The sequence below is a fragment of the Francisella orientalis FNO12 genome (genome assembly GCF_001042525.2).
In the GTDB taxonomy this organism is placed as follows: domain Bacteria; phylum Pseudomonadota; class Gammaproteobacteria; order Francisellales; family Francisellaceae; genus Francisella; species Francisella orientalis.
The window spans coordinates 41,958-61,378 of sequence record NZ_CP011921.2 but is presented as its reverse complement, the minus strand read 5'-3'; the positions used below and the strand labels follow the sequence as shown (position 1 = coordinate 61,378).

Genomic DNA, 19,421 nt, shown 5'->3' with positions numbered 1-19,421 from the left:
CTGTAACGAAAAAAAGAGAAAATAACGATTATTTAAGTCTAACTACTAAAACATCAACATTAGCTTCATGTAAGATGCTATTTGCTGTAGAGCCTAAGAAAAATCTACCAATAGCACTTCTTCTATGACTTCCTACAACGATCAAATCATTTTTATTCTCAGCTGCTTTTTCTAATAAACTATTAGCAATACCTCCAATCATTACTGACTTCTCTCCGGTGATACCATTTTTCTCAGCAAACTTCTCTATTGTCTGCTCAACTTTCTCAGTTTCACATGTCATCAGTGAAATACTGTCATTAGGTATAACAAAAGCAGTGTCAATTTTTGAACCATAAAGTTTTGCTATATCTTTTGCTTTCTCGACCACTATACATGAATCATTTTCAAGATCAGTAGGTACAAGCAGTCTTTGATAGTTATGCGCTTTACTTACTTCTTTTTCATTCTCACCAACTCTCACAGTTAGCACGTCACATTTTGCTTTATGTAGAACAGCATTCGCTACTGAACCTAGAAGTAAGTTTATACCATGAGTTGCATGAGAGCCTAAAGCTATCACATCGCAACTACTCTCTTCAGCATAGTCAACGATTTCAACAGCCGGATTACCAACAAGTACTTCATGTTCAACCTTGATACCTGAAATTTTAGCTACAAGCTTATCCAAAGCTTCTTTTGCTTCTTGCTCTATAGAGTGTTGGAAATCAACTATAGATGGTGCAAATGGAGCTACACAATCAATAACAGTAACAACCTTTAAAACTTCTGTATTGTTCTTTTTAGCGAAATCTACCGCAGAGTTAATAACAATGTCTGCATTCTCATAAACATTCACAGCTAATAAAATTTTTTTGTATGCCATTAGGACTCTCCAAATTTGTTCTTCCTTCAATTTCCATTATAACAAACAAAAATAAAAAATCATTTAATTAAGCATCAAATCTTGGTTTTATAAACAGCTTTAAAATAATGCCAAATTTCATTTGTTAGCGGCTTTTCTAATTCAAAAATATACTCAACAAACTTTTTTTCAGTGATTATTTCTTTGGCAACTAGACACTTGGCAACTATACCAAGATAAATATAGCTATTTTCTTTATTTACTCGTGCAAAAACATAACTTTTATATCGATTTTGACTAAGTGCCTTTTCTAAACGATCACTAAGAGTTTTACCTTTTTTTAAGTAATACGAAAAAGTCTGTTTTGAGAGAAACTTATTATCATATATATCAAATTTTTTATTCTCATCAAAAGTCATAAACAGTAGTACTTTATCCTCAAAAGATCTATATCCAGCAAGATTAACTCCTCCATTGGCATAATCTTGATTAAATAGATGAGCAATCTCTTTTTTAGAGTATTTTGCATATAACGATAGTCCATGAGACTTATTTAGACTATATTTTTCAAAAAAAACTTTTTTATTATAGTCTATTAAATCTTTAACTTGCTCATACAAAAATCTACTTTCATCAATAACATCTGATATCTGTAGCTTAATCTCTTGCCCATCTACAGATATTAGAGGCTCATAATCTACTCTACCTGCATTTACTGTGAATATTTTCAGAGATAAATGCTTTAGTACATTTGCAAAACTTATGATATCAAAATCATCCAAACTATCACGTAACACTGCTTCTAAATAAGCTTTACTAATAGCTTTAGATTTCAAAAGCTCCTCTAAAATTAAAATCTCATAAAGCCTTTTTGCTGGAGTAAACTCTTTAGAAATAAATTTTATAATATTGTATTGTCGTTGATTTAAACTTTCTACCTCTTCTTTAAAAGCTTGCAAAATATCGTAGTAAGTATCTTTAGTAGATAAAATAACCTCTGGTGAGATAAAGTTATACTGCTGAAAGTCTACTAATCTAGGAATTCTGCCTAGTTCCTTCTTTAACTGAACATAATCTTTTTTTATATTTTTTAGTTGCGAGAAGTTTGTCCTTTGGATATTTTTATAGATTATTTCCTTAGCAATATTACTAAAGGTAATTGTGCTTTCACCAGCTAAATAGTTATTTGGTGAGACTACAAACTTTTTAAGCTCGTCCTTGTCATAACTATTATCTCCACTTAATGCCACAGGAATGAGAAAATTGTTATTATAATTTGCGATAAAGTCCAAAATCACAACAAAGTCTTTAGACTTATACTTACGCAGTCCACGCCCTAATTGCTGTATATAGACTATAGCGCTTTGAGTAGGCCTTAGAAGGATAACCTGATTAACAGATGGAATATCAATACCCTCATTAAAAATATCAACTGTAACAATAATCTCAAGTAACCCTCTCTCAAGCTCACCAATTGTTTCTTGCCTTACACGCTCTGAGTCTTGACTTGATAAAGCTTTAGCTTTGATACCTCTTTGACTGAGCTTAGTCACAAGCTGTACTGCCTCATCAACATTACTAACAAACATTAAAGCTGATCGCGATTTGCCACTATAACCATAGAAATTAGCTTTATCAATAATATGCCCTACTCGTTGGTCACTAATTAATTTAGAAAAATCCTTCGCAAAAACCTGCTCTGATTCTAAATAAAAATCCTCTATAGCAAAATAGTGAAATGGACAAAGAAAATTATATTCTAACGCCTGATGAAGCCTGATTTCATAAGCAATGTTATAATCAAAAAGCTTAAAGATATCAGCATTATCACTCCGCTCTGGAGTAGCAGTCATCCCAAGTAAAAATTTTGGCTTAAAGTATGATAAAACTTTTTTATAACTTTGTGCTTCTGCATGATGAACTTCATCAACTATAATATAGTCAAACTCATTTGTCTCAAAGCTTGCTAATGTTTTATGGCTTTTTAGAGTTTGTACCGTAGCAAATAGATAATCTGCAGGATCTTTGATTTCTCCAGTATACAGACCAAGTGTTTTATCTTTTATTACTTTTTCAAAAGTCTCTTTTGCCTTTATTGCAATATTTGTACGATGCACTACAAACAAACACCTTTTCGGCTTTACTTTTGATACATCAAAAGCACTTAAAAAAGTTTTTCCAGTCCCAGTGGCACTAATTATTAATGCTTTATTTTTGCCTTGCTGTCTTAATCGATCCAGATTCTCTAATGCATCTTGCTGAATCTTATTAGGAGATATTTTAGTATCGATAGGTCTATAACTAGCGATATTGCTACTTATTTGTTGATATATTTGACTATATTGCTGAATGATATCTCTAGCATATTCTGCTTTAGCAAAAAGATAATCAAATTCTGCTAAAATTTGCTCCGTTGTTGAGTCATTATTAGAAGTTTCAAAAAGCAGATTCCATTCGTTATTAACTGTAAGTGCTGACTGAGTAAGGTTTGAGCTACCTAGAATTATTCGCCAACTATCCTTATTACGAAAAAAGAAACCTTTAGCATGAAAATTATCATCACTAAGAACTTTTAACTCGATATTATTAAATTCCATGAGCTTCTCAAGAGCTTTAGGTTCTGTAAAATTTAGATAACATCCAGTTAAGATTTTTCCCTTTACTCCTTCAGCATTTAATTGACGTAAAGTCTCTAAAATACAAATAACTCCACCTAAAGTCACAAAAGCAACACTTATAACAAACTCCTCACAGTCTTCAAGTTGATTAATAATTTCAGTAAGTATCTTAGAACTTTTAGAGTTTGTGAGAAATCGCTTTGTATTGTGAGACATTTGTGGTTACATTTTTACAGGTACAGTTGAATCGAGATTTCTTTGACCATTTTGACTTTTACCCTAACAATACAGATCATTTGCATCTTTCTCAATACCACAAGTATAGGTAGTTGCCATGCTTAATCTACTGAACTCGACATCCGTCTGAACCTTCTGAGGCTTATCAAAAAGACATTTTTCACCATTAGTACCATCACCCCAGCAATAGACATCTTTTTTATCATCAAGCGCACAATTAAAATCATCACCTTTACTTACATCTTTAACATCTTTAACATCTTTTAGCTTCTTGTAGTGTCGTGATATATTTTTTGCTGCATCTTTATCAGTATGCTTAGAGCTAGTATTTATATTATAATTTCCACACTTTAACTCTCCAGAACCATCAAATCTACAGTTGTAACTATTAGAGTCATCTTTAGAGAATTTATTGTTATACTTCTGTATTTTTCCATCATCTCTATAGCTATTATTTTCATATGCAAAACTACTATCTGTTGAATGATCATAGTCTCCAAAAAAAGATTGTGTAAATGTAGTATTAGCAAAAGCCATACACAAAAATGACATCCAGACTGTCGAAATAACAATTATCTTCATAAATAAATTTTAATTTAAAGCTACTAATATAATATTAAGTAATAATCAAATAAAATACTAGTGATTACGCTTTAGGTAGAAATGTTTTTTGCTCACAATAGCGAAGAAAACTAAAGAATCTCTCTTCTTTTGTGTAGTTATCTCTATCAACATAAGGCCTTGTTATCAGTATCGGGTAACAACCCGCTATCAAGCAAGCAAGACATCCTGTTAGCAACCTATCATCAACAAGCGCTAACTCATTAGGCTGGCAACCAAGCAGATCAATTATTTTTTCTAGACCATCTGGGTATGGTTTTTTTGCAACACCTGATATAAACCTTATCTGTGGAAAATATTTTTTAAAGTATTCTAGTCGCTCTTGAGTAGGTTTATTAGAAAGAATGAAAACTCTATCTTCTGAAAAATTAGTAACAAATTTCGTAAGCCAACTCAAAACTTCAGGATGCATTTCAGGCTTACCATGACTTGCCAAAACCCCATCAAAATCTAGAGCAAGATATTTAACCTGATTCTTAGTCAGCATCTCCGGAGTTAAATTTATTATAGTCTCTAGATAATTAGTATCAGATAACTTTAGAGCTTTTCGATACTTAAACATCTGCCTTAGAGTATAAAATGCTCGCTGTAGCATAATATTTTATTTTTATATAGTTTTATATTTATAGTATAGCAACAAAATAATCTATTAGCACAAATGTGTTTTTTTTAATTTATGCTAACTAAAATTCTTAAAAATTTGTATATCCCTCTAATTTGTCTACTAAGCATATCTTTAGATATCAGCTCACAAATAGTAAATACTAACTCTCAAGACTACTACAATAACGCTGTAATTTTTGCAAAAGAACTCAAAGATAAAAATATCTGTGGTATGGATGAAAAATATTCTTTAGAGGACTTCTATAAAGGCCTAAAAGATAAAATAAATAATCAAGATAACTTTTTGCTAAAAAAACATGATAATAAAAAAATTAGCCTCTCGATAGGATATAAAACCGGAATGAGTAGTCTTAAGAAAGGCTTTCTTTTTAGTTCAAGTCCAACCAAACTATACAATCCTAAAATAGTTTTATCTGGCATCTCTGATCATTACAGCAATACAAAACCTAAATTTAAGCTCATAGAAAGCACTAAGCTTCAAGAAATTCTCAATAGTGATTCTCAGACTCTTCCTAAAGATATTAGTGCTGATCAGTTTAATTATAGCTTAGGTTTTAATTTATTTGAAATACCAAAAACTATAGCTCATCAAATATTGTAGACAAGAAATCTTTCATTGAAGGTATGAAAGCAGGTCTAAACAATGAGAAATATAATCTCTCAAAGCAACAAGTAGCGGAATTTAGTTATATCATGGATACTTTTTATAGCAATAACCTAGAGAGTGAACAAGATAAAAATGCTTTTTTAGAGGGATTTAAGAGCGAACTACCAAAATAACCACAGAAGTTCGATAAAGTTTGAAGCCTAGGAATTAGCTATTAAATATCTTTTTTGACAGCCAATGCTCTCTCATAAATGTCATTTTTTTTAGCTCCTGTGAGCTTAACCACTAACTTAACTGCTTTTTTAACAGGCATATCCTCTAGCAAATCTTTTAGTAAATCATCAATATCAACATTTAGGTTACTCTGATCAGTAATATCATTGGTATTATTACAATCAATAATAACAACGAACTCTCCTCTTATAATATCAGGATTACTTTTAAAAAAATCATAGACTTCCTCTACAGAACCAGCTACAAATTTCTCAAACTGCTTTGTAAGCTCCTTAGCAACAACAATATTGTTATGAGGCATTATCTCTAACAGATCATCTAAAAGATAAGTAATTCTATGTACAGATTCATATATTATTACTGTTGCATTTGCTAGTTGCAGGTCACGAATTTGCTGTTGTCTTTTAGCCTGTTTCGCTGATAAAAATCCTTTAAACAGAAAACTATCCGAAGGTAAGCCTGCCGCAGATAATGCCGTTATCAATGCACTAACACCTGGTACAGGTACAACCTTATGTCCGCTGTTACGTAAGCTTGCAACTATCTTATAACCTGGATCTGAAATTAATGGTGTCCCTGCATCACTTACCAAAGCTATGCTATTATCATTGCTTAAAAGCTCTTTGACATACTCAACTCGTGACTCCTCATTAAAATCATGACATGAGATCAACTTCTGATCACCACGAATATTGAGATTCGTCAATAGCTTAATAGTCATACGCGTATCCTCTGCTAAAATCACATCAGCACTACTTAGAATACTCACCGCTCTATAAGTTATATCTTGCAAATTCCCAATAGGCGTTGCTACGACATAAAGAATTCCTTTTTCTATACTATTCACCTATCATACCCACCAAATTTGTAACATCTCCCGCTCCTTGAATTAACACAACCGTATTATCATCAACAAGCTTCTCTAAGAAATAGAGCACGTGATCAAAACTATCAGCCAAAAGTGCCTTGGGAATATTTTTGACAAGATCTTGACTCTCAGCCCCTTGTATAACTTGCTCTCCCGCTGAATATGTTGGAAGTATTATTAGCTGATCAGCTAAAGATAATGCTTTTGGCCAGTCTATAAGCAAGTCTCTATTGCGAGTGTATCTATGTGGCTGAAAGACATGTATTATTTTTTTATTAGGATACTTATCTCTAACAGCTCCAAGACTGCTTGTAACTTCTACAGGATGATGTCCATAGTCGTCAATAACAGGAATTTTATGACTTGATATCTGCTTATCATAAATATCAAACCTCCTTGCAACGCCTTTTACAGTAACTAGTGCATCATAGATATCTTCATATCTAAAACCTAGATCCAAACATGCTACTACACATGCGGTAGCATTTTGAACATTATATTTACCAGGTAATTCTAGTTCAAAATCATACTTACCCGATTTGTACTCAACAGTGAAAGTAGTTAAATTATCACTCACTCTATAATTATATATTCGAGCATCTGAATTTATCGCGAAACCATAAGATACAATATTTCCTAATACTCGCGAACGATATTTTTCTAGCAAATCATCACAACCATGATCATCAACGCACAAATATATATTTTCGACACTCTCTTTCATCAAAAAATTTGCAAAGTTCTCAAGTAAATTGTCATAACTATTTTTATATGTCGACATATGATCAAGATCAATATTCGTAACTATTGCAACATTTGGATTTAGATATAAAAATGAAGCATCACTTTCATCTGCTTCTATAACCAATTTATCTGTACCATTTACCTGAATATTTGAGTCTGCATATTTGACCACGCCACCAACAACAAAACTGCTAGTTGTATCAAGTTTACATAGCAATGTCGCTAAAATACTTGATGTTGTAGTCTTACCATGAGTTCCCGTAACTGCAACACTATATCTAAAATCTATCATTAATAATGCTAGAAACATAGCTCTTTGTAAGCACCTCACTCCCAAAACACGCGCTTTTGATAACAAAGGATGGTTATCAAGTATAGCACTTGAGTACACCACCATATCGTAATCTGAAACATCGACACTATTATGACTAGAGAATATTGAAATACCCAAAGACTCTAGCTTAATAGTTAATTTATTCGGAATACTATCATAACCGGCAACATCAGCACCAAGTCTTTTAGCTGCAATAGCTAACGCCGAGACACCAATACCGCCAACACCAAGGAACAATATTTTTTTCTTCAATCTAACTCTCAGAAGCAGTTATGCTAGTAGTTACTATTTATGAATATTTTAGCACAACGACTATTTTAAGTCATAATCCTCGCCAATACTTAAATACTGCGAGACTGAGCTCTTTCAACATTCCTTTACCATCTGCAGCCTCAATACCATTATCTTCGCACCATTTTGTAAAAATAGTCCCACCATCTGAACTATACATCAAATCATAAGCAAATGCGCTTTTATTAAAGTTTGTTTTTTTTAAAGGAAGTAATTCACCATAAATACTTGATGATGTTGAATTAATCACGACATCAAATGACTCTTTGATATCATCAAAATCAATCACATTTATTTTAGCTTCTGATTTTAATAAATCTCTTATCACGTCTGCTTTTGCTTTAGTTCTATTAGTAATACTTACAGATAATGGTGACTCTTTAACAATCGCAGCAACAACCGCTTTGGCAGCTCCTCCAGCCCCTACTACAAGAACTTTTTTAGCCCTAAAATCTATTTTATAGTTATTCTTAATATCATTAACTATACCCAAACCATCATAGTTTAGAGCTATCATTTTACGATCATCAGTAAAAACAACATTACTAGCAGCTTTAACTGCCTTAGCAGTATCATCGGCATCATCTGCCAAACTATATACTTTTTCTTTATGTGGTACAGTTACACTTAACCCTTTAATTTGAGAATTATCACGGAACTCCTGAATCTTTGTTTCTAAATCTTCTGGATTAACTTCAACAGCTGTAAAAAGTATATCTTGATTATATTGCTCTGCTAACTCCATTTGAATTTTAGGAGATACGCTATGCTTAACCGGATAACCGATTACATGATATAAATCTGTCATACAACAAAAAAACTATTTATAAAATTTATCGAAATTATACCATAGTAACTATCATTAGCTTGAATACTGAAATGAAAATAAATATTATAGAAGAACATAATTAAATATACTTATTATCAAAAATGAAAAGAATATCTCTGCTGCTTGTATGTGGTTTCTGCTTTGCTAATAGCTTTAGTGCAAACATAACTGATACTAACTCAACAAACTCAGTAGTAAGCGGATCTACAATAATAATGAACTCTGCAACTGATACAAAAAAAAGTAGCACTACACCTATTCCAATGAACGCAACACCTTCTCCTTTAAGTAAAGAAGCTAAAGAAGGTACTATACCAGCTATAGATCAACCCAAGCAACAAGAGCAACTAGTCGGCTCAAACTCAGCAACTTGGACACCTGCGTATCTAAGTGTCAAAAAATTCAAAAAATGTTTGGCAGTTGAAAACTATCGAGGTTGGCAAGGTTACTGCTTACCGTCTGAGAAACCTAAAAAATGTCCTAATGAATCTTGGGATCAATTGTCAGAAATGAACCTAATACCCTGCACCAACCCTAGCAATTAGTATTTGACTAATCTAGTTTTTTTCTATACAATACCGAAACTATTTCTGTAATGTATTAAATAAAGATTAGAATTTTAAAGAGGAAACTAAAATGAAAAGAACATTCCAACCTTCAAACTTAAAAAGAAAAAGAACTCATGGCTTCCGTGCTCGTATGGAGACACTAAGCGGAAGAAAAGTTATTAGAAACAGAAGAGCTAAAGGTAGAGCTAAGCTTGCAGCGTAATTTTTGCTTAACAAAGCAAAATATACTAGGTAAAAGTGAGATTAAACAAGCCTTTGACAATGTAGATACAAAACTTGGAACTCTAAATTTCACGTTCCTTTTAAGTCACAGAACTCATAAAGAACCTGGCATGTGTGCAATCTTACCCAAAAAAAGCATTAAGAAAGCTACTAAAAGAAATCTTTGTAGAAGAATTATTAAAGAATCTTTTCGCTTACACAAAGATCTCTTAGAACACAAAAGCTTGATAGTTTTAAGTAAAAAAACAGCATCTCAAGCTACTAAGGAAGAATTGTGGCAATCGATAAAAAATTTCGAAAATTTTTTAAGAGAATTACACTAGCTCCTTTTATAGCTCTAATCAATCTATATCGCTATTGTATAAGTCCCTTTATACCTGCTAGATGCAGATATTATCCTACTTGTTCAGAATATGCTCTAGAAGCTCTAAAAACTAATGGTATACTAAAGGGATTATATTTAAGTACCCGTAGGCTCTTAAGATGTCATCCGCTTGCAAAAAGAGACTACTACGATCCGGTTCCTTGTAAAAATAAAAAGGTTAATAATAAACAATGAAAGCTAATCATATAAGAATACTACTGTTAGTCACGATAGCTATAATGCTTATCTCATTGATGGGTAGATGGGAGCAAACTTTCCCATCAAACAGCAGTCAATCACAAACGACTCAAGCTCAACAAGATAATAGTCACTACAACAGTGATACTCCTGCCACAACAAATGTATCAACATCTGATGCAAAAGCATCTTTAACGAAAACCACGAGTTTCTCAAAGTATGATGATGCTAAAAGCGTGATTATTAACACTGACGTATTCAAAAACCTTAAGATCGGCTTACTTGATGGTGCTATCATATCTGCATCATTAGAAGATTATAGTGTAAGTCTTGATGATAAGACACCAATGGCTTTACTTACTGACGAACAAGGTTCAGAGTATATTGCTAAAAGCACCATTGTTATTAACAAAAAGCCTGTTGACATCAATTTTGAGAGCCAAGGAATCAAAAAAGAAAATGGTAAACAGGTACTAACTCTTACTGGAAATGTTGATGGCCTAAAAATAACTAGAACATACACTTTTGATGATGCTAAATACAATATTTCTATATCTCAGAATATTAAAAACACCTCATCAGAGCCTGTAAATGTTATTATTGATGATTCATTAGCAAGGGACTTTAATCCAGCGGGTGATAGCTTTAGTCTATTAAATGCTCACAGTTACACTTTTACTGGTGTTGCTTACTCTACAGCTAATGATTCTTTCAGAAAAGAATCTTTCAAAGATATTTCAAAGACTAACGACCAACCTATAGTTATAAATAGTCAAGGTCTAGGCTGGGTTGCATTTATACAGCATTACTTTGTAAGTGCTTGGATTCCACAATCAAATGACTCAAAAATATACTATAAAAACCTAAACAATGATGTCTTTGAAGCTGGGGCTTACACTGGATTCTCGATCGCATCTGGTCAATCAGAAAATATAAATTCTGTACTATATAGCGGACCAATCATCAAAGCTAACTTAGTAGATTTAGCTCCTAATCTAGAAAAAACTCTAGATTACGGAATGTTATCATTCTTCTCAGAAATAATCTTCTGGGTGATGAATCAAATACATTCACTTGTAGGTAACTGGGGCTTAGCAATTATTCTAGTTACTTGCTTAATCAAACTTATATTCTACCCTCTTTCTGCTAAGAGTTATCGCTCTATGGCAAAAATGAGAATGCTACAACCTAGAATCAAACGCTTACAAGAAACATATAAAGATGATCGTCAAGCTCTAGGCAAGAAAATGATGGAGATGTATAAGGAAGAGAAGGTAAACCCTCTAAGTGGTTGTTTACCTATGCTTATACAGATTCCTATTTTCATTTCACTATACTGGGTATTACTTGAGTCTGTAGAGTTAAGACAAGCTCCATTTATCTTCTGGATTCATGACTTATCAATGAAGGATCCTTACTTTGTATTACCTATACTTATGGGTATATCAATGTTCTTACAGCAAAAATTATCTCCAGCATCTGCAGACCCTATGCAAGCTAAGATAATGATGTTCTTACCTGTGATATTCACATTCTTATTTGCTTCATTCCCATCTGGTCTAGTACTATACTGGTTAACTAACAACGTAATTAGTATCTTACAACAGTGGATTATCACAAGACACTACCAAGCCACTCATAAAAAATAATATGGATAGATCTCTACTTAAACCAAAATACTGGGGACTTTGGATAATAGTTGGCCTATGTAAGGTCATTGTAAATATCTTACCATATAAAGCTCTAATGCGACTTGCTCTTGGCATTGGTTTTTTAGCAAAACCCCTAGCAAAAAGACGTAATCAAATAGCTATTACTAATTTAAAAATCGCTTTCCCTGAAAAGTCAGATCAAGAAATAAAAAAACTTGCTAATGAAAGTTATAAATCGGCATGTATGGCTGGATTTGAAAGCTTAATAGCTTGGTTTATGTCAGATAAGAATTTTAAAAAAATAAATGTAGATGAAACGGAATTTCAATCGTTTATTGCTACTCATGAAAATTTAGATAGACCCTTAATGTCTCTAGGTTTTCACTTTCACACATTAGAGATAGCAGGTAGATATTGTGGAGACAAATTTAAGCCATTAAGCCTTATGTATCAGAAGCATAAAAACCCTGTAATGGAACACATAATAACTTCATCTCGATTAAAATATGTAGATAAATGTTTTGAGCGTAAAAATATGCTTACCTTGATAAAAAGCTTAAGATCGAAGGCGACTCTTTGGTATGCTCCTGACCAAGATTTTAAAGAGCACAGTATTTTTGTACCTTTTTTTGGAAAACTTTGTTCTACATTAGTAGTCACCCCATGGTTAGCTCGGAAAACCAAATCTATAGTAATCCCTACATATTACGTTAGAAATAAAGACTTATCTGGATATAAACTCATATCTAGCGAGCCAATGGAGTTTTCTGGGGATGATTATAAAGATGCATTGCTTATTAATCAGTTTCTTGAAAGAACTATTCGAAAATACCCTGAACAGTACTTATGGCAACACCGTCGATATAAGACAAGACCACCAGGAGAAGAAAAGATTTATTAATGTTTATGATTAAAAAAGTGTATGTTAAAATAGATTTAACATTTTAATTTAAAGATACTAATGAAAAATAACAAGCTTGAACCTAAAAACTGGAGCATTTGGATTATCGTAGGAATAATGAATTTTGGCTCTAAGTTACCGCTTTTTACTCATAAGTATATAGTGCTTGCTATTGGTATTATTATTAAGCCGTTCTTAAAAAGTAGGAATGAAATTGCAAGAGAGAATCTTAAAATCGCCTTTCCTGAAAAATCTACCAAAGAAATTAATAAACTAGTTAATAAAAGTTATTACTCAATGGTTTTATCAGGAGCTGAAACTACTGCTGCTTGGTTTTTATCAAAAAAAAGATTCAACAAAATAAAATTTGAATGGGAAGGAGATTCATTAAGCATATTCAAAAAATATCATGAAAATCCAAGTACAAATGTTATCTTCTTAGGATTTCACTTTCATTGTATCGAAATAGTGGGTCGTCATGTTGCTGAGAGCCACCCTCCTCTTACAGTAATGTATCAGAAAAATACTAATCAACTCCTGGAGGAATTAATCAAAAAATATCGTGAAAAAAACATATATAGATGCCTTGATAGTAAAAATTTAATAAGTGTTATAAAAAGTATAAAAAGGGGGTACTCAATGTGGTATGCGCCTGATCAGGATTTCGGCTTAGAAAGCACAGGTCTTGAGAATTCAGTATTTGCTCCTTTTTTTGGAACTCTGTGCTCAACATTAACAGTAACTCCATGGTTAGCTGAAAAAACAAATGCTATAGTATTGCCAGTCTATTATGTTAGAGAAAAATGTTTAAAAAAATATAAGATAGTTATAGGCGAGCCTCTGGAATTTGCAAATGATGCATATAGAGATGCTGAAATGACAAATAAATTCCTCGAAGATGCTATAAGAAAATGTCCAAAGCAATATTTATGGCAGCATCGTCGTTATAGAACTAGACCAAATGGCGAACCTCAAATATATTAAGAGTACCATTAGTATGCTAGCAGATAAGAAAAATGGATTTTCATTGGTTGAACTAATGGTTGTAATTGCAATAATAGCAATTCTCGCCTCTATAGGCTTACCGATGTATAACAACTATATACTAAGAAATCACCGAACAGAAGCAACATCTGAACTGCTTTCAGCAGCGAGTGCAGCTGATAATTTTGAGATCCGTTTTGGCTCATTTCCTTCTGGTAGTAGCATAAATAACTTCTATCATGAGAATACTGCAAATAATTACTATCTACTTTCATATTGTTCTGGGGAACCTGAATGTCCTGATGTAAGCTATGTAATAACAGCAACAGCACAGAACTCACAAACAGCTGATACCCCGTGTAGAAATATAGAGCTTGAAGTTGATGGTGGTATCGTAAATAAAACTCCCTCCGAATGTTGGAATTAAAATATTACATCAAACTAAATAAGGATTAAAAATGGCTAGTTATAGTACAAATGAGTTTAAAGGTGGCTTAAAGATTCTAATTGATGGTAACCCAATGGTTATTGTTGAGAACGAGTTTGTAAAGCCAGGAAAGGGACAAGCATTTAATAGAGTTAAATTAAAAAACCTATTAAATGACAGAGTAGTTGAAAAAACTTTTAAATCTGGAGAATCTGTTGAAGCTGCTGATGTTGAAGAATTAAATGCTGTTTACTCTTACTTTGATGGAGATAGCTATGTTTTTATGCATCCAGAAACTTTTGAGCAATATATGGTTTCTCAAGAAGCTCTTGGTGAAACAAAGAAATGGCTCGAAGACCAAGATGAATATCAAATAATACTATTCAATGGTCAGCCTATTTCAATAGTTGCTCCTAACTTTGTTAATCTTGAAATTGTTGAAACAGATCCCGGTCTTAAAGGTGACACAGCAGGTACAGGTGGTAAACCAGCAACATTATCAACAGGTGCTGTGGTGCGCGTACCTCTTTTTGTACAAACTGGGGAAATTATAAAAGTTGATACTAGAACTTCAACTTATGTATCTAGAGTAAAGGATTAGACGCATGCAATCTACAGATAATCTAGTATGGATTGATCTTGAGATGACAGGTTTAGATGTTGATAGTTGTAGAATTATTGAGATAGCTGCAATTATCACAGATAAAAATATAAATATAATTGCTGAAGCTGAACCAATTGTAATTCATCAGTCTGATGAAATTTTAAACTCAATGAATGAATGGTGTATAAAAGTTCACGGTGAAACTGGTCTAACTCAAAGAGTCAAAGATAGTAAAACCTCTTTGAAGCAAGCTGAGCAAAAAATTCTTGAGTTTATAAAAGAGTATGTACCATTCCAAAGTTCTCCTTTGTGCGGTAACTCAATATGGCAGGATAGAAGATTCTTAGCAAAATATATGCCTGATATTGATAACTATTGTCATTACAGAATGCTTGATGTTACGAGCTTAAAGCTTCTCCATGAGTATTGGGGTGATGGCGAAAGTTTCTATAAAAAATCTACACATAAAGCTCTAGATGATATACGTGAGTCTATAAATGAATTAAAATTCTATAGACAAAAACTTCTGTTCAAATAAATTTACTTGATAAACCTATATCATTTTTTATTACAAAGGTTTAGTTATATTTTTTCGTAAAAATTTATTTTCATATTTTTTTAAAATTTATTATCCATAATTTCTGTTAATTATGTTAAGATCACAACTATGTATGCTTGAGAGTATGCTTAGTTTCAAATTAATTTTATGAAAAACTTGAGAGGAGTTTTTATGTCGAAGTTTGTCTATGCCTTCAGTGAAGGTAATAAGTCTATGCGTGATTTGTTAGGTGGTAAAGGGGCTAATCTAAGTGAAATGCTTAACAGTGGATTACCTGTACCAGATGGTTTTACAGTAACTACAGAAGCATGCCTAAAATACTATGATGACCGTCAAAAACTAAATGATCAGGTTAAAGAACAAATTTTTGCAAATGTTGCAGATTTAGAAAAAAGAACAGGTAAAACTTTTGGTGGTGGAAGTAATCCGCTACTTGTATCCGTGCGTTCTGGTGCTAGAGTTTCTATGCCAGGTATGATGGACACAGTTCTAAACCTTGGTCTAAATGATGAAGTTGCAAGAGCTATGGTAGCAAAGACAAATAACGAGCAATTCGTTTACGACAGCTACAGAAGATTCATAATGATGTTTGCAGATGTTGTTATGGACTGTGAGAAAAAACCTTTCGATAAAATACTCGATGATAAAAAAGAAAAAAGAAATTTCAAAAATGACTGTGATCTAAGTGCTCAAGACTACAAAGATATTGTTGCTGAATATAAGAAAATCTACAAAGATCTAGTTGGTAAAGAATTCCCAACGAATCCTGTCGAGCAACTTTTAGCAGCTGTTGAAGCTGTATTTAGATCATGGAATGCTGAAAGAGCAATCATATATAGAGAAATCAATAATATCTCAAATAACTGGGGAACTGCTGTTAACGTTCAAGAAATGGTGTACGGTAACTCCGGTAATAATTCTGGTACAGGTGTTGCTTTTACAAGAAATCCTTCTACTGGTGAAAATGAACTTTTTGGTGAGTACCTAATCAATGCTCAAGGTGAAGATGTAGTTGCAGGAACAAGAACACCTGCACATATCTCAACTTTGAAAGATAAAATGCTAGAAGTTTTTAATGATTTTGTAAAAATTGCTAAAAACTTAGAAAAAGTATACAAAGATATGCAAGATATGGAGTTTACTATCGAAGATGGTAAGCTTTTCATGTTACAAACAAGAAATGGTAAAAGAACCGCAAAAGCAGCTTTGAAAATAGCAGTTGATATGGCTAAAGAAGGTCTAATCACAAATCAAGAAGCTGTGATGATGGTTGAACCTCATTTATTAGAGCAACTACTACATCCTAAATTTGATGAGAAAGCTCTTGCTTCTAAGCGCCCTCTTGGTTCTGCATTAGGTGCCTCACCAGGTGCTGCAAGTGGTAGAATATATTTTAATGTTGAATCTTTGCTAGCTGCAAAAGCTCGTGGTGAAGAAAAAACTATCCTAGTAAGAATCGAAACATCTCCTGAAGACATAGCGGGTATGAATGCTTGTCATGGTATCTTAACTCTACGTGGTGGTATGACATCTCACGCTGCTGTAGTAGCTCGTGGTATGGGTAAATGTTGTGTATCTGGACTAGAGACAGCAAGAATCGACGAAGATAAGAAAACTATTACATTCGAAAGAGGGCAAGTATTCTCTGAAGGTGATTATTTATCACTTGATGGGACAAAAGGTACTGTATATAGAGGTATTATCAAAACTGTTGATCCTGAGGTTACTCAAGACTTTGAAGAGTTTATGAAATTCGTTGATAGCGTACGTAAACTTCGTGTCAGATGTAATGCTGATACTTATAAAGATGCATCTATTGCAAGAGCATTTGGAGCTGAAGGTATTGGCTTATGCCGTACAGAACATATGTTCTTTGAAGAAGATCGTATCTCTTATGTTAGACAAATGATCCTAGCTAAAGATAAAAAAGAAAGACAAAGAGCTTTAGATAAGCTACTTCCAGTACAGCAACAAGATTTTGAAGAGCTTTTTGAAGCTATGGATAATTTAGCTGTGACTATTAGATTTATAGATCCTCCTTTACATGAGTTCTTACCTCACGAAGAGGATGAGATTGATGATTTAGCACGTGAGTTCAACATTAGCTATAGTGAGTTAGAAGCTCGTATAGAAGCTCTAAGCGAGATGAACCCTATGATGGGTCATAGAGGTTGTAGACTTGCTGTAACATATCCAGAAATTATTGAGATGCAAACTAAAGCTATCATTTATGCAGCAATATCAAGTAAGCGTATGGGAATTGAAGTTAAACCTGAGCTTATGATTCCACTAGTTAGTACATTAGGTGAATTCAAACTGCTAAGTGGTATTGTTAGAGAAGTTGCTGATACAATTCTTAAGCGTGAAAAAATCGATATTGACTATAAAGTCGGTGTAATGTTAGAAACTCCACGTGGTGCTATTGGTGCTGGTATGCTTGCTGAAGCTGGTAGCGAGTTCTTCTCATTTGGTACAAATGACTTAACTCAGATGACTTTTGGCTTCAGTAGAGACGATGCTAACAAGTTTATTAAAGACTATCTTGAAAAAGGTATTTTAAGCTTCGATCCATTTGCTAGACTAGATCCTAAAGGGGTTGGTAAGCTAATGGAAATCGCTAAAGAAGGTGTCAAAGCCGTTAATCCTAGTGCTAAAATGGGTATATGTGGTGAGCATGGTGGTGAACCATACTCTGTTGGTTTCTGTCATGACCTAGATCTTGATTATGTATCTTGTTCTCCTTTTAGAGTTCCTATAGCAAGACTATCTGCTGCTCAAGCAAAAATTTATGCTGACCGTAGATAATTAACTATCTTTTAAATTCTTCTCTTTCAAAAAATTTCACTAGTAAAGCTAAATCAAGGTTTACTCTAAAATATTATATGGCTACAATAACTATATTAAGTTTTATATAGTGATATTTTAAATGAAATATCCTTTAATCAAAAGCTAAGGGAAAATGCATAAAAAGTAGATTCATGTATGCAGATACGAAGACAAAAAGGGAGTAATTTCTCTACTGTCGAAGCATTCGGCAGTGGTGGTTTATCCACTGCTATGTTTTCTCAAAAAATCAAATCTCAAAGTAACTCTTCTCAAGCACTCCTCTCCCTCAGCACAAAACTCCTCTGTCTATAATTTTAGACATTGTTGCATAAAAATATATTTTAAATAATTACAAAATATCGAGGGTCAATATGATAGATAAAATTTGGAAAAATGGCGAGATAATCTCCTATGAGGATGCAAAAGTTGGTATAAACACTCATTCTTTGCACTACGGTTCATCTGTATTTGAAGGCATACGAGCTTATGATACTCCTAATGATGTAGGTGTCTTGAAGCTAAAAGAACATATGCAAAGATTCATGTACTCGATGAATGTCCTAGGTATGACATGCAAATATACTCTTGATGAGCTATGTCAAGCTGTATTAGATACTGTCAAATCTAGCGGCAAAAAATCTTGCTATATAAGACCTTTAGCATATTTTGCTGAGGGCGGCGTTAGTGTTTTACCTGAGAAAGACCATCCTGTTGATATTACTATCTATTGTATTGATATGGGTAAATATATGGCTGCTGATAAAGTAGATATCAAAGTTAGTAAATATATTAGAATTCATCCACGCTCTACTGTCTGTGATGCAAAAATTGGTGGCCACTATGTCAATAGTATATTAGCCTCTAGGGAAACTCTTGGTACACATTACCATGAGTCTCTACTTCTAGATGCTGATGGCAATGCGGCTGAAGGTGCTGCAATGAATGTCTTTTTTATAAAAGATAATGAAGTTATAACAACTCCTTTGGGAACTATATTAGATGGGATAACTCGCAAGCTTATAATCCAAATTGCTAAAGATCTAGGTTATAAAGTTACAGAACGCTTATTTAAAGTTGATGAGCTAATAAATGCAGATGAAGTGTTTTTCTGTGGAACTGCTGCTGAAATCACCCCTGTGGCAAGTATTGATGATAATAAATTAAGACGCTCAGATTACACGATAACAAATCAAATAAAAGAAGTATTTGAGAAGTTAAAACAAGGACAAGTTTACAAGGAAGCTATAACTTATATATAAGGAGT

At 33.1% G+C, this 19,421-nt stretch carries 21 protein-coding genes; 14 read left to right on the top strand and 7 right to left on the bottom strand.

What is annotated here, in order from left to right:
- Positions 1 to 28 precede the first annotated feature (28 nt).
- The 4 genes from FNO12_RS00295 to FNO12_RS00280 form a co-directional block, all read right to left on the bottom strand.
- A complete protein-coding gene (locus tag FNO12_RS00295; RefSeq protein ID WP_014714177.1) occupies positions 29 to 865 on the bottom strand; it encodes a universal stress protein in 837 nt (278 codons plus the stop codon).
- 74 nt (positions 866 to 939) lie between these two features.
- On the bottom strand, positions 940 to 3,678 hold the full coding sequence (locus FNO12_RS00290; RefSeq protein WP_030003306.1) for a DUF3427 domain-containing protein: 2,739 nt from the start codon (positions 3,676 to 3,678) through the stop codon (positions 940 to 942).
- A 63-nt stretch (positions 3,679 to 3,741) separates the two neighbouring features.
- Positions 3,742 to 4,281 (bottom strand): RCC1 domain-containing protein, encoded by a 540-nt coding sequence (locus FNO12_RS00285; protein ID WP_048349204.1) that lies wholly within the window; start codon positions 4,279 to 4,281, stop codon positions 3,742 to 3,744.
- Between the two features lie 64 nt (positions 4,282 to 4,345).
- Positions 4,346 to 4,915 (bottom strand): YqeG family HAD IIIA-type phosphatase, encoded by a 570-nt coding sequence (locus tag FNO12_RS00280; RefSeq protein ID WP_014714175.1) that lies wholly within the window; start codon positions 4,913 to 4,915, stop codon positions 4,346 to 4,348.
- 81 nt (positions 4,916 to 4,996) lie between these two features.
- Here FNO12_RS00280 and FNO12_RS00275 point away from each other — a divergent pair, with 81 nt between their 5' ends.
- Positions 4,997 to 5,545: a hypothetical protein gene (locus tag FNO12_RS00275; RefSeq protein WP_166687627.1), complete on the top strand. Its 549-nt coding sequence runs from the start codon at positions 4,997 to 4,999 to the stop codon at positions 5,543 to 5,545.
- 23 nt (positions 5,546 to 5,568) lie between these two features.
- Entirely contained in the window at positions 5,569 to 5,724 is a 156-nt protein-coding gene (locus tag FNO12_RS09890; protein ID WP_166687626.1) for a hypothetical protein, read from the top strand.
- A gap of 41 nt (positions 5,725 to 5,765) precedes the next feature.
- Here the strand turns inward: FNO12_RS09890 and rsmI are convergent, their stop codons facing one another.
- From rsmI to aroE, 3 genes are all read right to left on the bottom strand, one after another.
- A complete protein-coding gene (gene rsmI / locus FNO12_RS00270; RefSeq protein WP_014714174.1) occupies positions 5,766 to 6,632 on the bottom strand; it encodes a 16S rRNA (cytidine(1402)-2'-O)-methyltransferase in 867 nt (288 codons plus the stop codon).
- The gene (gene murC / locus FNO12_RS00265) at positions 6,625 to 7,983 is read right to left on the bottom strand and encodes a UDP-N-acetylmuramate--L-alanine ligase (RefSeq protein ID WP_030003305.1); all 1,359 of its coding nucleotides are present in this window, start codon (positions 7,981 to 7,983) and stop codon (positions 6,625 to 6,627) included. Before murC ends, rsmI begins: the two co-directional genes overlap by 8 nt.
- A 70-nt stretch (positions 7,984 to 8,053) precedes the next feature.
- Positions 8,054 to 8,830: a shikimate dehydrogenase gene (gene aroE, locus FNO12_RS00260; protein ID WP_014714172.1), complete on the bottom strand. Its 777-nt coding sequence runs from the start codon at positions 8,828 to 8,830 to the stop codon at positions 8,054 to 8,056.
- Between the two features lie 122 nt (positions 8,831 to 8,952).
- On the opposite strand from aroE, the gene FNO12_RS00255 reads away from it, so the two are divergent.
- From FNO12_RS00255 to FNO12_RS00200, 12 genes are all read left to right on the top strand, one after another.
- Positions 8,953 to 9,396 (top strand): hypothetical protein, encoded by a 444-nt coding sequence (locus FNO12_RS00255; RefSeq protein WP_014714171.1) that lies wholly within the window; start codon positions 8,953 to 8,955, stop codon positions 9,394 to 9,396.
- Between the two features lie 91 nt (positions 9,397 to 9,487).
- Complete coding sequence (gene rpmH / locus FNO12_RS00250) at positions 9,488 to 9,622, top strand: 50S ribosomal protein L34 (RefSeq protein ID WP_014714170.1); 135 nt, start codon at positions 9,488 to 9,490, stop codon at positions 9,620 to 9,622.
- Entirely contained in the window at positions 9,612 to 9,965 is a 354-nt protein-coding gene (rnpA, locus tag FNO12_RS00245; RefSeq protein WP_030003304.1) for a ribonuclease P protein component, read from the top strand. The genes rpmH and rnpA overlap by 11 nt, the downstream gene beginning before the upstream one ends.
- The gene (gene yidD, locus FNO12_RS00240) at positions 9,917 to 10,201 is read left to right on the top strand and encodes a membrane protein insertion efficiency factor YidD (RefSeq protein ID WP_030003303.1); all 285 of its coding nucleotides are present in this window, start codon (positions 9,917 to 9,919) and stop codon (positions 10,199 to 10,201) included. Before rnpA ends, yidD begins: the two co-directional genes overlap by 49 nt.
- Positions 10,198 to 11,853, top strand: coding sequence for a membrane protein insertase YidC (yidC, locus tag FNO12_RS00235; protein WP_014714168.1), 1,656 nt, complete (start codon positions 10,198 to 10,200; stop codon positions 11,851 to 11,853). The genes yidD and yidC overlap by 4 nt, the downstream gene beginning before the upstream one ends.
- Before the next feature lies 1 nt (position 11,854).
- Positions 11,855 to 12,757, top strand: a complete 903-nt coding sequence (locus FNO12_RS00230; protein WP_014714167.1) for an LpxL/LpxP family acyltransferase — start codon at positions 11,855 to 11,857, stop codon at positions 12,755 to 12,757.
- Between the two features lie 60 nt (positions 12,758 to 12,817).
- Positions 12,818 to 13,741 carry a lysophospholipid acyltransferase family protein gene (locus tag FNO12_RS00225; protein ID WP_014714166.1) on the top strand — a complete coding sequence of 308 codons (924 nt, stop codon included), beginning with the start codon at positions 12,818 to 12,820 and terminating at the stop codon, positions 13,739 to 13,741.
- 13 nt (positions 13,742 to 13,754) lie between these two features.
- Positions 13,755 to 14,168, top strand: coding sequence for a type IV pilin protein (locus tag FNO12_RS00220; RefSeq protein ID WP_014714165.1), 414 nt, complete (start codon positions 13,755 to 13,757; stop codon positions 14,166 to 14,168).
- A gap of 31 nt (positions 14,169 to 14,199) precedes the next feature.
- The gene (efp, locus tag FNO12_RS00215) at positions 14,200 to 14,769 is read left to right on the top strand and encodes an elongation factor P (protein WP_014714164.1); all 570 of its coding nucleotides are present in this window, start codon (positions 14,200 to 14,202) and stop codon (positions 14,767 to 14,769) included.
- Between the two features lie 4 nt (positions 14,770 to 14,773).
- Positions 14,774 to 15,310 (top strand): oligoribonuclease, encoded by a 537-nt coding sequence (gene orn / locus FNO12_RS00210; protein ID WP_014714163.1) that lies wholly within the window; start codon positions 14,774 to 14,776, stop codon positions 15,308 to 15,310.
- A 192-nt stretch (positions 15,311 to 15,502) separates the two neighbouring features.
- Positions 15,503 to 18,136: a pyruvate, phosphate dikinase gene (gene ppdK, locus FNO12_RS00205; RefSeq protein ID WP_014714162.1), complete on the top strand. Its 2,634-nt coding sequence runs from the start codon at positions 15,503 to 15,505 to the stop codon at positions 18,134 to 18,136.
- 392 nt (positions 18,137 to 18,528) lie between these two features.
- Complete coding sequence (locus tag FNO12_RS00200) at positions 18,529 to 19,416, top strand: branched-chain amino acid transaminase (protein ID WP_014714161.1); 888 nt, start codon at positions 18,529 to 18,531, stop codon at positions 19,414 to 19,416.
- The last annotated feature ends 5 nt before the right edge of the window (positions 19,417 to 19,421 follow it).

What these genes read in the sequence shown, in the direction of transcription:
- FNO12_RS00275 (WP_166687627.1), top strand. Translation starts at nt 4,997, where the DNA reads ATGCTAACTAAAATTCTTAAAAATTTGTATATCCCTCTAATTTGTCTA.
- ppdK (WP_014714162.1), top strand. Translation starts at nt 15,503, where the DNA reads ATGTCGAAGTTTGTCTATGCCTTCAGTGAAGGTAATAAGTCTATGCGT.
- FNO12_RS00220 (WP_014714165.1), top strand. Translation starts at nt 13,755, where the DNA reads ATGCTAGCAGATAAGAAAAATGGATTTTCATTGGTTGAACTAATGGTT.
- FNO12_RS00230 (WP_014714167.1), top strand. Translation starts at nt 11,855, where the DNA reads ATGGATAGATCTCTACTTAAACCAAAATACTGGGGACTTTGGATAATA.
- FNO12_RS00255 (WP_014714171.1), top strand. Translation starts at nt 8,953, where the DNA reads ATGAAAAGAATATCTCTGCTGCTTGTATGTGGTTTCTGCTTTGCTAAT.
- aroE (WP_014714172.1), bottom strand. Translation starts at nt 8,830, where the DNA reads ATGACAGATTTATATCATGTAATCGGTTATCCGGTTAAGCATAGCGTA.
- FNO12_RS00225 (WP_014714166.1), top strand. Translation starts at nt 12,818, where the DNA reads ATGAAAAATAACAAGCTTGAACCTAAAAACTGGAGCATTTGGATTATC.
- rpmH (WP_014714170.1), top strand. Translation starts at nt 9,488, where the DNA reads ATGAAAAGAACATTCCAACCTTCAAACTTAAAAAGAAAAAGAACTCAT.
- orn (WP_014714163.1), top strand. Translation starts at nt 14,774, where the DNA reads ATGCAATCTACAGATAATCTAGTATGGATTGATCTTGAGATGACAGGT.
- FNO12_RS09890 (WP_166687626.1), top strand. Translation starts at nt 5,569, where the DNA reads ATGAAAGCAGGTCTAAACAATGAGAAATATAATCTCTCAAAGCAACAA.
- FNO12_RS00290 (WP_030003306.1), bottom strand. Translation starts at nt 3,678, where the DNA reads ATGTCTCACAATACAAAGCGATTTCTCACAAACTCTAAAAGTTCTAAG.
- FNO12_RS00295 (WP_014714177.1), bottom strand. Translation starts at nt 865, where the DNA reads ATGGCATACAAAAAAATTTTATTAGCTGTGAATGTTTATGAGAATGCA.
- FNO12_RS00200 (WP_014714161.1), top strand. Translation starts at nt 18,529, where the DNA reads ATGATAGATAAAATTTGGAAAAATGGCGAGATAATCTCCTATGAGGAT.
- FNO12_RS00285 (WP_048349204.1), bottom strand. Translation starts at nt 4,281, where the DNA reads ATGAAGATAATTGTTATTTCGACAGTCTGGATGTCATTTTTGTGTATG.
- FNO12_RS00280 (WP_014714175.1), bottom strand. Translation starts at nt 4,915, where the DNA reads ATGCTACAGCGAGCATTTTATACTCTAAGGCAGATGTTTAAGTATCGA.
- yidC (WP_014714168.1), top strand. Translation starts at nt 10,198, where the DNA reads ATGAAAGCTAATCATATAAGAATACTACTGTTAGTCACGATAGCTATA.
- efp (WP_014714164.1), top strand. Translation starts at nt 14,200, where the DNA reads ATGGCTAGTTATAGTACAAATGAGTTTAAAGGTGGCTTAAAGATTCTA.